This is a genomic window from Paenibacillus tritici, assembly GCF_013204885.1.
GTDB lineage: Bacteria > Bacillota > Bacilli > Paenibacillales > Paenibacillaceae > Paenibacillus_AQ > Paenibacillus_AQ tritici.
In genome coordinates, this window is sequence record NZ_JABMKX010000032.1 from 17861 (window position 1) to 31848 (window position 13988).

Below are 13988 nucleotides of genomic sequence, written 5' to 3' on the forward strand. Positions count from 1 at the left end.
ATTCCAAATAAAGTATTTTATGATAGTATTATCTACAGTTCTGTCGGCCGATGGATCAATACTCCAAGAGGGATTTGAAAAAAGTGAAAAAAATGAAATTGAAACCGCTGTCAATTCTGTTTAGTTCGATGATCTCGGCTTCTCTGTTTGCAGGCAGCGTATATGCTGCTTCTGGAGTTACTGTTCATGACGTAACTTCCCAAGTACAACAGGGCAGCTATCTGTGCTGGGCGGCTGTATCCAGCATGGCTGGACAATATCTGGGGAAATCCAGCGCCACCCAGCAAAATATAGTGAAGGCTGCAAAGGGCATATACATGGACACGGCCGGGACGGTCTACGATGCCCAGGCAGGACTTGCCGCCTATGGCGTAAGCTCATCTGCATCACTAAGTGTGCCGTCGTACAATAGTTTAGTCAGCAATATAGATAATTACTCCAATGTTCTTGCGTTTACGAGCAAGGCTGGCTCTAGTATTGGCCATGCCTTTGTAGTTAAAGGGTATTACTACAACACCACTAACAATATTCAGAACTTATATTTTATTGATCCGGCAGATGGTTCGAGCAACGTTCAAGGCTATTCTACGTTTAAGAGCAATTCCACTTATAAGTGGGTTAATACAGTAAACAATATTAATTGAAATTAATGACCTAATACAAACAACAATTGGAGGGCTTTTTTTGAAAATTCGTGCGTTGCTATTAACCGCTGTTATGGCTCTGTCACTGGCTGGAAATGCTGCATATGCCGATTCTGGTCTTGAGAAGGCTGGGGCAGAGATCAAAGGGGCCATTGAGCAGGAATATAAAGAGTATTATGCGGATAGCCTTGAAGCCCAGAAGGATAACTTTCACGGTACGGGCAAAACAAGCTTTCATGAGGCCACTCTGGGGGAAGGAATCCCCTATTACCAGTTGAATGTCCAGGACAACTCCATTTCACATGAAATGGCGGGTTATAAATTTCCTCTTTATCTGGAAGAGGCCCAGGTTGGAGTGATCGAGGCTACTCTGGAGTCAGGGGCATGGACGATCTATAACATCAGCAATCATAATGATTTTGACAACACCGTGAAGCGGCTGGAAGCAGAGTATGCCGGAAAGGGCACTGTAGAGCTGATTGACGACAAACGCTACGAGCTGGATTATCTCTATATAAACAATGAGGTTAACGAGACCTATATTGATTTAACGAATGAGCAGAATATCAGTCCTTCAGAGGTTAGGGAAGCGGTTAGCGAATCGGCAGATGCCTTGAATTCTATGAACCGCAATTCTAATGATGGGGCAATCCTGGTGGGTGGCGGCCATCATGCCGCTTCTTCTGACGGGGGGCATAACTCTTTAATTACAGCTATCGTCCTGTTCGGAATATCTCTTGTCTTTGCTGTCCCGGTTGTAATCTCCGCTGTCCAGAGAAGAAGAGCCTCAGACGTATTGCAATGAGCCTGGGACGAAACGAATGAACCGGCTCATCGGATTATTCCTACTGTTTAGCCTGGCATTGTTGGCTGTAATGGGATGCAGTAATAAGGGAGGCACCGCCGAAGGTGAGACTGACGAGCAAATCGCCGCCGGGTATGTGGAGACTCTTGGTTACAAGATCGTTGACCCTGCAGGAGAAGTTGCCCAATATACATTGGATCAGAGCATGCTTGAGAATCTGGATTACATGCAGCTCTGGTCGGTACAGAAGCAAGAACCTGATGCCTATTTCGGCAAAAAAATCATAACTTACCGATTCATCGTGGAGAATCATCCCCTGGAACAGCAATATCCCCCGGACGAGTACAGGATTGCCGTAAATGTCATGCTAGCAGATCATGAGGTCATAGGCGGAACCTCGGGTCCGCTAAGCATAATCAAGAATCTCGTCGTGGCCGGCGGAGAGTACTCCATCCAAGGGAAGACGCTGAAGGAGATCAAAGGGCTGGATTATTCGCAGTGGCTGGAGCATTGGAAGGAGAGGTATGGGGCTGAGGTGAAGTGAAGAAGTAAAAAGGATGATAGGAGTGTGCGTACACTCTTAGCATCCTTTTTAAGTTAATGGTTATAAATCTTAAAACAGCGAATCCTGTGTCTCCGGTAATAGAAATGTATCCAGATTCATCACACGAATTTGGCCAAATGGATCAATAAAATCCTTAAGATTATAAGTTACAATGATGTCGGCGTTATGTATAATGGCTGCAGCCATTACCGGATAATCATCCATGTCCTTCAGCGGCTTTTTACGTCCCCGTTCCTGCTTTGCTTCCTCCTGTAACATGGCAATTGTCTTCCCTAGATATTGTTCAATCACATCCTGGCCTTTATGTCTCCAGCCATACTCCTCTTGCATAATTTCTTCCACAATTAATTTATAATCGTCTGAAAATTCAGGCCAGTTTATTTGCCCCAATGAATCCAGAAATTCCACATTAAAAATCCCCTTGAACATTTCGAAGAGTGGCATAAGTTTGTCATGTTCGAAAGCAACGGGTCTCATCAGCCCATCCTTTTCTGTACGGATAGCTATGCCTCCCGAGCGCAATAAACCATAGAATTCTGCCTGAACCGCTTTGGGCAGGCAGAACTCTACAAGGCCGTTGATGTGCAAATCATATAACCGGTCGAATTCCTTGCGAACCCTGTGGTTTCGGTAAATAAACCGATCAGCAAGTATGCAGCCATCCCAGATGACAATTTTAGTCTTCATCACGGTATAGATCCTTACGGTTAACGAGTTCCATCTCAGCAGCATTATTAAAAATGGATTTTTCGAGGGTTGAAACTTCCGCTTCTGCGGGAGGATTTTTAAATTGCTTCTTGGGTATTCGAATATCCCTGCTATGCTGGCTGGTACGTTCCCATTCAATTTTATTTTGTTTAATCCATTTATATACTGCTTTATCCGACACATTAAAGCGCTCAGCAACCTCTTGAACGGTATAGAAATCATTTGATTGAAAAGCTTTACTTAAGGACGGAGTGAATTTAATGCGGCGGTTTTTATGACTTCCCTGTCTTCCCTTACGTAGCACACCTTTTGAAGAAATAATTACAGAAGACTCTAAAAGAGTCTGTGCATTGTAAATATCTTGAGCAGTAACATTGCCTGACTCCACTTTCTCCAAAAATTGAAGCAAATTTTCTTTTACCGTTGACACAAGTACCACCTCCTTCGTTCAGTATATCACAATAGAACGTAATTCAACCACAATTCAACTTACTCATTAATTTTTGGTTCCGCATAAATTACGATATAATCATCCCTAAGATTACCAGTGGAATGATAAGAACTTGGAGGGATTGTATGACACTATCCAAATGCCTCAAGCTTTCAATGATATTGTTATTTGTCTTGATCTTATGCACAGCCTGCCAAAGTAATAAGGAGCAAGGAACGAGCGGTTATATTTCGTTAAATGAATTAGAGAGCTTAGCTGACAAGGGGGCCGCACTGAATTGGAGCGATTTTGACAAGTATCCTTATGAGGATATCGGTTCAGGAGTGTATATAAGAAGGTACCCTATCGAAGGGGAGCAACAGCTGTTAGTTAGAGGCCGAAGCCTGGAAAAACCGCCTGAGCAAATTTCTATTGTGGATCAAAAGGGTGAGGAGCAGGACATTCTGCTATGTGTTAATCTAACGTGCAGGTAAGTCGAAACGCCAACGTCAATCTAACGTATGAACCGTATTCAACTTTATCCGATATGGCTCATACGGAGGTGAACTTTGCTGGAGCATTTTTATGACTTGGTTCAATTGGCGTTCTCGATCGCTCTTATCTATTCCTTAGTATCATTTCCATTAGCCCATTTTTCTGTACGAGAGATTCACTGGGATCATGACATTGCTGCAGCGGGTTCCACTTGGTATGTGGCTGTCAGACTGTCGCAACCGAGCAGCATTCAGCGTTGGATCGTACGTACTGCCAGGCGAAGAGAGGCACCGGATGAAGAGGACAATGTCCTTCCCCACATTGATATTCATACTTTCAATTAGGGAGGACAACGATGAAAAAGTTCATGCGGCTTCAACCATGGGCCAAGCCCATTCTCGTATTGTTGACGGCAGTTATTTCGGTTATTGTGCTTAGCGGGTGTTCAACAGCAGCCCAAGCACACTCGATTACTGCCGATTCAACAGGGATATTCAACCACTTTTTTATATATCCGTTATCGTTTCTGATCAAATTCTTCGCCAATGCTTTTCACGGAAACTACGGATTATCTATCGTGCTGATGACGTTCATCATTAGACTTGCGATCATGCCGCTCATGATGAATCAAACCAAGAAACAAATGGACATGAAAGAGAAGATGACCGTGCTTCAGCCGGAGTTAACTGCACTTCAGGAAAAGTACAAGAACGACGTTAGTACGGATGCCAAAAAGCAACAGCAAGCCGAGATGATGCAACTCTACCAAAAGCATCAATTCAACCCCTTAAGTATGGGCTGTTTACCGATGCTTCTCCAGTGGCCGATCACACTTGCCTTTTACTATGCCATTCGCCGTACCCCGGAGATTGCCGCTCACGATTTTCTGTGGTTTAGCTTGGGGCAGACCGATATGATTTTGCCGTTTATTGCTGCTGCGGTGTATTTCGTTCAGTTCCGCTTGTCGCAATCCGCTTCCGCACAGAATCAGCCAAACCCAAATAACCAAGTGGCTTTCATCGGATTGTTGTCACCGGTTATGATGGGTGTATTTTCTTTTGGGATGCCTGCTGCGCTACCCTTATATTGGGTGGTGGGCGGTATATTCATTATCGTGCAGACGATCCTACTAAATAAAATGTATACGAAGCCACATGCAACAGTTAAAAACCTGCCTACAGGTGTAGAAGAATAATAAAATTTGATAAATCAACGGCAGTTTGGGGCTTTAAGTTCAAGACTGCCGTTGGTTTTTATATTGCAGTCAGGAGGGGTTGGAGAAATATGAAGAAGGAAAACTGGATTTTAGTGATTTTAGTAGTCTCTTTATTCGGAAATGCTGCATTATTTATGGATCGTATACGAGTCAATAGAAATGAAGATTTGAAATATGAATTATTGAATGCTTACATTCAACGAGATCTAGTTCAACTTGAAGAAACTATACAGTATCAACAAGATAATCAATGGGAAAATGAAACGCTTGTCACACAGAAGCTAGATGATACTATTGATTCAATTATCTTACACAGTGGAATGGAAACAGATAGGGATAAAGAAGATATTCTTATGAAATTGTACGATTACATGAATGAGTACAAGGTTAGTGACGGTACTTTTGATGTTAGCCTAAACGATAAGCAACGTGCTGATTACATCCAGTTATCTCAAAAGCTGCGTTCTAACGGATGGAATTCTAGTGTTGGATATGATAAAAGCTGGGATTCTTTTGCATCAAAAGTAAATGAGTTCGTAGGAGAGTCTTAGAAGTCATTACATGTATCACTCTTCTCAAGTTGGGGTGTTTTGGAGGGATTACAACATTTCAAAAATCTAGAACACGTAGATCATAACTTTACTTTGGATAAATGCTGCATTTGGCCTTGAATGATTTGATACATTAAAGAAGGGGGATAGAATTCTGCCCTCTTTAGGAGAATGGGCAGAATTCTATATTTGTTAAGACTTAGCTTTTATGTCAATTCGCACTGAGTATCCATGTTCTTTAAAAAGATGCATCAAATTTGATCCGTCTAATAATGTGATGGGTTTATCCTTCACAAATTCTCTGGAATCACTACCAAAATGGCTGGTAGTTACAAGGATACCTTTTACTGCACCTTCGTTAATCATGGTCCCATAAAGATCGCGGACAGCAGATACCCCAACTACATTATTATAGCGCTTGGCCTGGATTACATATTTCCCTCCACGAATAGGATCAGGATCAAAGGCAATAGCATCTACACCGCCATCGCGGCTGGCCCTCGTAACATTTACCTCTCCACCATCTTTTGAGAAGAATTTGGAGAATAGTTCCCTAACTAAATGCTCAAAATCTTCCCAGGGCATTTCAGCCAGATTATCTGTGGAGTTTAAATCAGCTAATACTGTCTTAGATTCAACAAATCGGGTATCTTGCTTATTGATTTGCATTATTGGTTTCACTGGAGCCATCTGAGCTAAGCTTCCAGCAGTCAGTCCTTTTAATTTGCGTACACATTCTTTGGGGGAGACGCGAGATAATGTAAGGTCAGCGAATTCTGCGTGATTTGTCTGTAAGGATATAATGCAGGACGTAAAGTCATTCCCTGTAGACTTGTCTATACCATTTACCCATCCATTAAAAATGATAGATTGGAATTCCTCAATATAAACATTCGTGAAGATTTCGTAGATGCTCCTTAATGCTAATTGATAAATAGTAACTTCGTAAAATTGGTTAAGCTCTTTAACCTTCATATCAATAGGACTGATTACTTTTCGAGTAGCAATATATTTGTATTCGATAACTTTTGGGATTTCATCAATATTCGGTAAGAAATAGTCAATAACTGCTGTACCTGAATGCTGATCATATTGGACTTCAAAAGTTTTGATTAACTCACTTGGTAAGTTTGAATTATCCAAAATAATGCCAAGATATTGAGATACTGCATCAGGCAAATTATTTTCGAAATCCCTTTTGAAGGTATCAATATTTCGGTTATGCTCAATTTTATCTTTTTCGAATTCCTCCTTTTTGAGCAGATAATTACTGTAAGCTTTGTTCTTGCTTGAATTAAAGGAATGCAATGCATTCTCGAAATTTTGTATTGATTTTTGAATGTTGTCTTCATGTTCTTGTAAATCTAAATCAAAGGCGTCTCTGGCAATCTGGTGTTGCTTAATTAACTTATTCTTATAATACGGAAAAAGTTTATGTTTCAGACTTTCTTTAGGTACAGAATACTTTATTAAATAGAATTGAAATTCCGGAGCAGGTTCTTTGAAGCTGTATTTTTCGAGATTCGGTTCGGCATTAGGAAAAGAAAATTCAACGAAATCATCCGTATTATACATTAAGTCCCAGTTAAAAAGAGGCCCTTTTTCAAGAGCAGAATTTAATAGGGACCGAAAACTCTCTATTACTGTAATCGCCTCTGACGTTAGAATCTCCGCTTTCAGTTTCAAGTTCGCCTGACGTTCTCTTGACCGGGCTTTTTTCTCCTGTTCTTTCCATCTACTAAGCTGATTTTCTACTTTAATTCTTACATCAAAAGGACTGCTTCCTTTAATTTCCTTACTGTATCCCAAATAAGAATTCTCTATGTATTTTGAATAATTATAACGAGTCAATTGTCTTCACCTAATCTAGATTCTCCATCGGATGGAGTAGTTGCTGTATAACTTGTGTAAAGAACTTTAGTCCTTATTTGATTAACCATTCTCATTTTAACACATTCCCTCAATCGCCTGAACAGCCAGCCTCAACGCTTTAATCCTCCGCTCCAAAAGTGTTCTTTGTGGACTGCCCGCCTTTGACTTGGCATAACTGTTCTCCACTGAAGGGGTTAAACCAGTGAGGACTTTGCCGGCCTCTGCTAAATCTTCAGGTGTATATGGATGAGGCTTTTGATTCCAGACATTTTCCAGAACCGCTAAGCCGATGGATACAGCATGGAGCCGTTTGGTTACCAGGGTAGTATTGGCGCCACTTTGAGTCATTTGGGACAAAGCGCTCTCAAGTTTTTTGACTGTAGATTGCATAGAGGTTATGGATTCCAATTGATCTGCATTAGTTATATTTTCCATGTACACTGTCCTTTCTTTGCTTCTGAATTTATACTTTCATGCCAGTTTTATTTCATAAGCTCAACAGGATACTCCGGATCAGGAGTATTTTGAAGCTCCGTCTCTGTTCCGACAAAAAACTCTTGTACCGTAGGTCCCTCTATTTTACCGGAACTATTAACAGACTCGCCGTCGCCTATATGGTGACCGTGGATCATTTGATCGACATCTATTTTTTGTTGTGTGTTTTTCTTCCCATTAACCTGCTTGATAGGGTCAAATCCCTCTTGATTATAGATAATCTGCACCCAGCCGACATAATTTTCTGGAATAAGGTAAGTGTTTAGATTGCTTTTATTAGAGCTGCAGGCGACGAGGATCAGCAACCAGGGAATGAATACTGAAAGTACTTTTCTCAAGGCTTAACCTCCGTGAGAGATCATTGTATATGTAGTTAATTATAGCGGAAGGAGCAGTTTCTTGCAGTAGATACGTTGTCGCCGCCGGTGTGAATAGCTTTGCCTGAATCTAATCGTGAATCGAAAGAAAGGCTCTGCTCTTCATTATCATCTCAAATTCCGATAATTACATAAAAAGGGGGCCGAAGATGAAATCATTGAAGGCAGCACTCCAAGCCATTCTTTATGTACTTGTGGTACTTGGACTACATCTGCTCCTGATTTATTTACTAAAAATAAAAATTGAGGGATGGGGAACAGAAGTATCAATAACCTCATTAAAGGTGTATTTTATACCGCTTTTATTCTGTTTGATTAATTCTTTTTTGTTAATAAGGACACAACGGATAAAGTACCATATCATCTGGTTTTTAGTAACTATTGTACCAAGTTTTTTGTCTGTTTTATTTTTCAAAGCAATACAAACGAGTGGAGATTATGAGCAGGCATTCGTTACTATTAATTTCTTTCCGAAATATCAAGCTGAAATGCTCTTTCTGCTTCCTTGGGGTATTTCTATTACTCAATTTATTTTGAGCGTATATTACGTAATCAAATTAAGAAAAGATGTTAAGCTTTTGAAAGCATAGATAGGAAAAAGAAAGGCGTGGGGTAAAGATAAAATGAGCAACAGATTTCTTACTAGGATAAGGGCAATTGCACAAGTTTTTTTCATAGTAGTTTTACATATAGGTGTAATTTATTTTCTGAAATTGAGAGGAGGGAATTGGGACAAAGAGGCTGTACAACAAGCCGTTATCATTTATTCAGTTCTAATAGTTTTATTGTACTTAACTTGTGTGATGTCTTTAGTGACACAAAAAATAAGATATAACTTATTGTGGTTTTTGATAAGCACTATTCCTAGTATTAGCTTCTTGTTTCTTCTAAATAAAAATAAGGGAAATGAGGCTCCTGAATATGGTTTTGTAGATTTAAAATTCGACAGTGATTTTTTTGGATTGGCTCTTATATTTCCTTTAGTTTACTTTGTAATTCAATTAACTCTAATTGTTGCGCTATGGATATTAAAATTTCCGAAAGAATGATTATATACCTATGAATTCTTGCGAGGTGTGAAGATTTGCTTGGGAAATTGGATATCAAGTTGAAAGTTTTAATCCAAGTTGGATTAGTTATATTGTTTCATATGATAATTATTTATTACTCAAATATCAGAATAGAAGGGCCGATAGAAGCTGGAAAAATATTGATTTATTATTGTAGCCCCCTTATTTTATTATGTACAACTTGTATGATGTCGTTAAAAGCAAGAACGTACAAGTATAAGCTTATATGGATCATATGTAGTACTTTTCCGAGTATTGGTATATTGAGTTATTTTAAAAAATTGGATGGAAATAACACTGTCGCAGGTGTGGTTGATATCACTTATCTAAACTTAGATAATAACCGGATTCTAGTTTTATTCTATTTCCCTTTAGTATTTTCGATCATACAAATAATATTAATGTTTGGTTTATGGATAATACAAATTGCCAAAGAAAACGGGAAGAGGTGAATGATTTATAAGTGAGGATAAAATATGGATGTCTAACATGCGATTTGAAGTCTGGTAACAAGCGCCTCTCCAATATAACGGAGAGGCGCTTCTCGTTTACAGAGCACTACTACCCTACTCCTCAACCACCTTCGACGAGCTAGGCGTATTCTTATTCTTATACACCCACATCGCGTACTCCAGCGGGCGCACCAGGTCCTTGCGGTAGGTGGCTGTCGCCGGAGCGGGCGGAAACTTCGCGGGCGGGCTTGGGGTTGACCTCCAGCACGTAGATCTTGCCCTCGCGGTCGATGGCAAGATCCAGGGCCAGCTCGCAGAGGGCACCGAAGCTGTCTTCGAGGTAAGCGGCAGCATCGAGGCCCAGCTTCTCGGCTGCGCGCATGGCTTTGTCTGCCCGTTCTTCGCTCCCGAGCCACTGCTTCAGCAGCGTCTCTGCCTTCATTGCATGTCCGCCGCCATGGAGGTTCGAGGTGACGCTGCGGGCAGCGCCTACCCGGCCGGCCATGCCGGTGAACTCCCAGTCCCCTTTGCCGTTCTTCTGCACAAGCATCCGGTAATCGTGGAACCGGCCGCTGGGCAACCGCAGGGGAATGCCCTGCTGGACGAGGAACTTGCCGCTGATGCACCACTGGCGGACTATGGCCTCCAGGCGGTTCAGCGATACCTTCCGGGGCGCGATAATCTGGCGGGTCTGGCGGCGTCCCTGGATATCGAAGAGGGACTTGCCTTCCCGCTGCCGCTCAATCCGCAGGATGCCGCGTCCGCCAGTGCCGTTGATCGGCTTCACGTAGACAACCGGGCTGGATTTCAGCATCCGGTGCAGGTCGGCGGAGGACTGGTAGAGGAGCGTCTCCGGCATATGGGGCCGGAAGCGGCTCCGCTGGGAGAAGGTCTGGTGCACCGTCCATTTATTGCGCAGCGGACGGTTGAGGAAGGTCACAGGTTGTGAACGAATTATGTTTAACGCTTTTCTATGGATAGATCTAAGTGGTGCTGCCTGGCGCGATCTACCGGAAGAACGCTATGGTCCATGGAAAACGGTCTACAGTCGCTTCTACAAGTAGCGAAATAACGGACTGCTTGAAACGATCTCCAAGCTCTTCAAGTGTAACCTGACTTTGAAAACTTGAGTATTGATTCTACACGAACAATGCACATGAACATAGCGTTGGTGCTAAAAAACGTTGAAGGACACGAAGTGAAGCACATTAACATCAGACGTGGCGGAAAAACAATCAAACTTCAGATTAGGTAATCCGCTCGCTTTTCTTGTGTGGGGTGTTCAAGTCTACGATTCCATTTCAGTAATCGATTTACTTCAGAAGCTGAATATTACAGGGAGTCATATTCTTAGCGACAAAGCCTATGGCTCCGAAGCTATTCGGAATTGGATTACAACTCTATCAAGAACGACACTTAAATGAAGAGTTTTCAGACACGATCTAATGGAATCCTGACAGCCTATAAATATTTCATGGTTCGCAATGTGATGAAATTATGTAAGAAATTTAAAAAAATACTAAAAAATTACCTGGGATTATTCTCATATTATGGTACTGATGGTAGAATGGTGGTGACTGAGAGCGGTAATTGGAGAAAATTTTAATTAAGAAGAAAGGAGGTTTTACTTTCAGTTAGGTAAACTAAACTAAAAAAGAGATTAGGAGCTTGATAAAAAATGACGAAATATCTAAAGAGAGTTACCTTTGTACTAATGTGTCTTGTAATGGTATTACCTACACTTGCTTCAGCAAGCCCCAATAATGAAAATGTTATTGTAAACGCTTTAGAACAGAGTTCATTCTATGATGCAGCAGGTAATCTAACTGAGGTAGTAGGAGAACCAGATGGTACAATTGTAGTCTATGTTAATGGCGTATTGAACCATAGTGCAAAAACAGACTTAACTACGGGTACAGTTGAGTCGACGGAATATATCGATCCCACTGGGGAAAAAGACAAGCAAAGCACGGAAGCCTATGGCAAGATAGAGAAGAATATTAATAAAGATAAACTAGGCATGCAAGAAAAAAAGACTATTTATATACTAGATGATCTTATTGAAGAAAATGTTGTCCTTGATACAAAAGAAGCAGAGAAATTAGAAACTTCAAATTTATTCTCGCCAGCAACCTATGACCCAGTCTCCACCCCTCCAACATGGCCCTATGCCTCGGGATATAACTATAGAAATTCTTATAATAATACTAATATGCAAGTGTTAGCCCATGGTTATTATAAGAATGATACACCGACCTACTCTAGTGCCCAAAGAGTAAGTTTTTTAAGAAGTACTACAATCGGAGTTGGGGTTTCAATAATTGTCGCTTTATTTGGCGGTCCGGTAACCATTTCTATAGTTACAGGTGCACTTGTTGCTTGCGTAGGTGCTTGGATAATAGATGGAGTTTTCACCAAGAATGTAGATGTTAATGTGTATATACAAACAGAGTGGGAGAATTGGTTAGCTATTGTTAATGCGAAAACCTCTTATACAAAACAAGGTACCGAATATCTTAGAGTATTGAATGCGTCCGGTCCAGGAGAATCACTTAAACCACTCAATAATGGGAAGGTGGGCTTTACATTTGATTTTTTTGAGTTCTTAAGACTAGCTTCATGGGGACAAATTTAACCACATGAAATCGAAAGGTAGAACCTACAATTTTGTAATTTAGCCGATGCTAACTCAGGGGTTTGTACCTGTTCATGCGTTTAGATTATGGACAATTATTTGCGAATGAGTTATTTGGCATTAAATCAGAATACACTAGCAATTATAATAATCGAAAAGAGGCATGCTGTCGTAGTCTAAAGACCCGGACAAGCATGCCTCTTTTTCTTTAAATTAGCAATGGTTGTTGCAGCAGTTACGTGCGTGTGCTTGTATTAAACAAGGAATTCCACTAAATTTATGTGCTTCTCAGCAATATAACATTCAGTGTTCACCTTATTCCGTGGGATCGTGAGGTTAGTAGTGGTCACGAAGTAAAGTTCTTTAAGAAATCTGAAGGTGTTTGATCCTTGTTAGCGCCGTGATCAAGTTGGTTAGAAATCGTCGGTCCATAAAAACTAGTATTCGACTGACATAAATAAAATGAAACAGCGTCAGCCCCGGTCTGAAAAACAATGTAGACTACAGCCGTTATATTGAACTAACGTTTCCTTTTTCTGAATAATCCTAACGTTCATATCTAAAGAAATCTTCTTTAAGTTGAAATGAGTGCTTATCAATAGGACTTACTACATAAAATAATTTTTCTCCTGACACTTCAACTTCATAATGATAATAATAATCATCAATAAACCAGGACTTACGAGGAGTAGTGGGAATTAGTTTGTAGTTCGTAGAAATAAAAGCAACCTCATCATTACTTATCTCATTTTGGACAAAAGCCTTCCCACCTTCGTAAGTAGTAGATGGTAAAATAAAAATAAATAAAAATATAATTAAAATATTTAACACAATTAAACCTATAAATTTAACTTTTCCAAACTCTTTTATAAACGAAAAACAAAGCAATAGAAGAATAATTGCAATATCAAAAAACCACGTTTTTATCACTCCAGAGTATAACAAATTGTCAATTAAGTGAAGTGCTAACAACTCAACGAAAAAAATAACAGGTATTAGTTTTACTAATTTTATATTTCTCATTAATTCCCCCCCATTTAAAAAGCCTTTCATAAAGTGTTACTAAAGTGTTATCAATTACCCGCTAGCAGTAGAGTTGATTTTATCTATACTCTATATACCATAAATATGCTGTAAAATCCAAAAAATCACATTATTTTTTAGCTATCCTGCTCTTTAAATGAAAAAGTAGGCGATCGTATTGTGCTTCCTTTAATCCCCATCCAGGCGCCTTTGTAGCAACGGTCTGCCTGGTGAGTCGGCGAAGACGTGAGCAAGGAACTGGATGAAGCGGGCTTTAAGCTACTCTCCCAGTCGGATTCGAAGTTAACTAAACTCTTCTACAAAGGGCTACTGGAGCAGCTCAACTGTAAGTCGGAATTTTACCGGGGTGACAATAAACAGCAGTTTCGCCAGGAGAGTTGAACTCATGCGTGGGTATTCGCCGATTGCAGCCGGTGGTCGTGGTCGATGAGGCACATCTATTGGACCGGGAGATGCTGGAGGAACTGCGTTTTCTATTAAATCTGAGAATGGATTCACAGAACCCGCTGGCCCTCATTTTTTTGTGGCGTAAAGCGAATTATTGTGAGACCGGTTAGGCTGTAAGCGTACGTAGCGATTCGCCAGCGAATTGCTATGCATTGTTATCTTCCGCTATTGACCAGCGGATC

17 protein-coding genes and 1 pseudogene are annotated in these 13988 nt (G+C 40.7%); 11 read left to right on the forward strand and 7 right to left on the reverse strand.

Annotation, left to right across the window (positions count from 1 at the left end; translation table 11 throughout):
• Positions 1–92 precede the first annotated feature (92 nt).
• From HQN87_RS31325 to HQN87_RS31335, 3 genes are read left to right on the forward strand one after another with little or no spacing between them, the layout of a single operon-like run.
• Positions 93–644, forward strand: coding sequence for a papain-like cysteine protease family protein (locus tag HQN87_RS31325; RefSeq protein WP_173141160.1), 552 nt, complete (start codon positions 93–95; stop codon positions 642–644).
• Positions 645–684: 40 nt separating this feature from the next.
• Positions 685–1449, forward strand: coding sequence for a hypothetical protein (locus HQN87_RS31330; RefSeq protein WP_173141162.1), 765 nt, complete (start codon positions 685–687; stop codon positions 1447–1449).
• A 16-nt stretch (positions 1450–1465) separates the two neighbouring features.
• Positions 1466–1993 (forward strand): hypothetical protein, encoded by a 528-nt coding sequence (locus tag HQN87_RS31335; protein WP_216857532.1) that lies wholly within the window; start codon positions 1466–1468, stop codon positions 1991–1993.
• Positions 1994–2062: 69 nt separating this feature from the next.
• Here HQN87_RS31335 and HQN87_RS31340 read toward each other — a convergent pair whose 3' ends face one another.
• Together HQN87_RS31340 and HQN87_RS31345 are read right to left on the reverse strand one after the other, a co-directional pair.
• Positions 2063–2701, reverse strand: a complete 639-nt coding sequence (locus HQN87_RS31340; protein WP_173141166.1) for a hypothetical protein — start codon at positions 2699–2701, stop codon at positions 2063–2065.
• Positions 2691–3152, reverse strand: coding sequence for a helix-turn-helix domain-containing protein (locus tag HQN87_RS31345; RefSeq protein ID WP_173141168.1), 462 nt, complete (start codon positions 3150–3152; stop codon positions 2691–2693). Before HQN87_RS31345 ends, HQN87_RS31340 begins: the two co-directional genes overlap by 11 nt.
• A 146-nt stretch (positions 3153–3298) precedes the next feature.
• Here HQN87_RS31345 and HQN87_RS31350 point away from each other — a divergent pair, with 146 nt between their 5' ends.
• From HQN87_RS31350 to HQN87_RS31360, 3 genes are all read left to right on the forward strand, one after another.
• Entirely contained in the window at positions 3299–3646 is a 348-nt protein-coding gene (locus HQN87_RS31350; protein WP_173141170.1) for a hypothetical protein, read from the forward strand.
• A 356-nt stretch (positions 3647–4002) separates the two neighbouring features.
• Entirely contained in the window at positions 4003–4842 is an 840-nt protein-coding gene (gene yidC, locus HQN87_RS31355) for a membrane protein insertase YidC (RefSeq protein WP_254075746.1), read from the forward strand.
• A gap of 89 nt (positions 4843–4931) precedes the next feature.
• Positions 4932–5414, forward strand: a complete 483-nt coding sequence (locus HQN87_RS31360; protein WP_173141172.1) for a hypothetical protein — start codon at positions 4932–4934, stop codon at positions 5412–5414.
• Between the two features lie 192 nt (positions 5415–5606).
• On the opposite strand, the gene HQN87_RS31365 is transcribed toward HQN87_RS31360, so the two are convergent.
• From HQN87_RS31365 to HQN87_RS31375, 3 genes are all read right to left on the reverse strand, one after another.
• On the reverse strand, positions 5607–7265 hold the full coding sequence (locus HQN87_RS31365) for a restriction endonuclease (RefSeq protein WP_173141174.1): 1659 nt from the start codon (positions 7263–7265) through the stop codon (positions 5607–5609).
• A gap of 96 nt (positions 7266–7361) precedes the next feature.
• On the reverse strand, positions 7362–7721 hold the full coding sequence (locus tag HQN87_RS31370; RefSeq protein ID WP_173141176.1) for a hypothetical protein: 360 nt from the start codon (positions 7719–7721) through the stop codon (positions 7362–7364).
• A gap of 47 nt (positions 7722–7768) precedes the next feature.
• Positions 7769–8119: a DUF6843 domain-containing protein gene (locus HQN87_RS31375; RefSeq protein WP_173141178.1), complete on the reverse strand. Its 351-nt coding sequence runs from the start codon at positions 8117–8119 to the stop codon at positions 7769–7771.
• Between the two features lie 188 nt (positions 8120–8307).
• On the opposite strand from HQN87_RS31375, the gene HQN87_RS31380 reads away from it, so the two are divergent.
• Complete coding sequence (locus HQN87_RS31380; protein ID WP_173141180.1) at positions 8308–8748, forward strand: hypothetical protein; 441 nt, start codon at positions 8308–8310, stop codon at positions 8746–8748.
• 33 nt (positions 8749–8781) lie between these two features.
• Complete coding sequence (locus tag HQN87_RS31385) at positions 8782–9207, forward strand: hypothetical protein (protein ID WP_173141181.1); 426 nt, start codon at positions 8782–8784, stop codon at positions 9205–9207.
• Positions 9208–9837: 630 nt separating this feature from the next.
• On the opposite strand, the gene HQN87_RS31390 is transcribed toward HQN87_RS31385, so the two are convergent.
• The gene (locus HQN87_RS31390; protein WP_367272847.1) at positions 9838–10620 is read right to left on the reverse strand and encodes a YheC/YheD family protein; all 783 of its coding nucleotides are present in this window, start codon (positions 10618–10620) and stop codon (positions 9838–9840) included.
• 28 nt (positions 10621–10648) lie between these two features.
• On the opposite strand from HQN87_RS31390, the pseudogene HQN87_RS31395 reads away from it, so the two are divergent.
• Positions 10649–10735 (forward strand): annotated as a pseudogene (locus HQN87_RS31395) (transposase); the annotation flags it as partial.
• A gap of 623 nt (positions 10736–11358) precedes the next feature.
• Positions 11359–12315, forward strand: coding sequence for a hypothetical protein (locus tag HQN87_RS31400; protein WP_173141183.1), 957 nt, complete (start codon positions 11359–11361; stop codon positions 12313–12315).
• 546 nt (positions 12316–12861) lie between these two features.
• Here the strand turns inward: HQN87_RS31400 and HQN87_RS31405 are convergent.
• Positions 12862–13338: a hypothetical protein gene (locus tag HQN87_RS31405; protein ID WP_173141186.1), complete on the reverse strand. Its 477-nt coding sequence runs from the start codon at positions 13336–13338 to the stop codon at positions 12862–12864.
• A 410-nt stretch (positions 13339–13748) separates the two neighbouring features.
• Here HQN87_RS31405 and HQN87_RS33165 point away from each other — a divergent pair, with 410 nt between their 5' ends.
• Positions 13749–13916, forward strand: coding sequence for an AAA family ATPase (locus tag HQN87_RS33165; protein ID WP_367272848.1), 168 nt, complete (start codon positions 13749–13751; stop codon positions 13914–13916).
• The last annotated feature ends 72 nt before the right edge of the window (positions 13917–13988 follow it).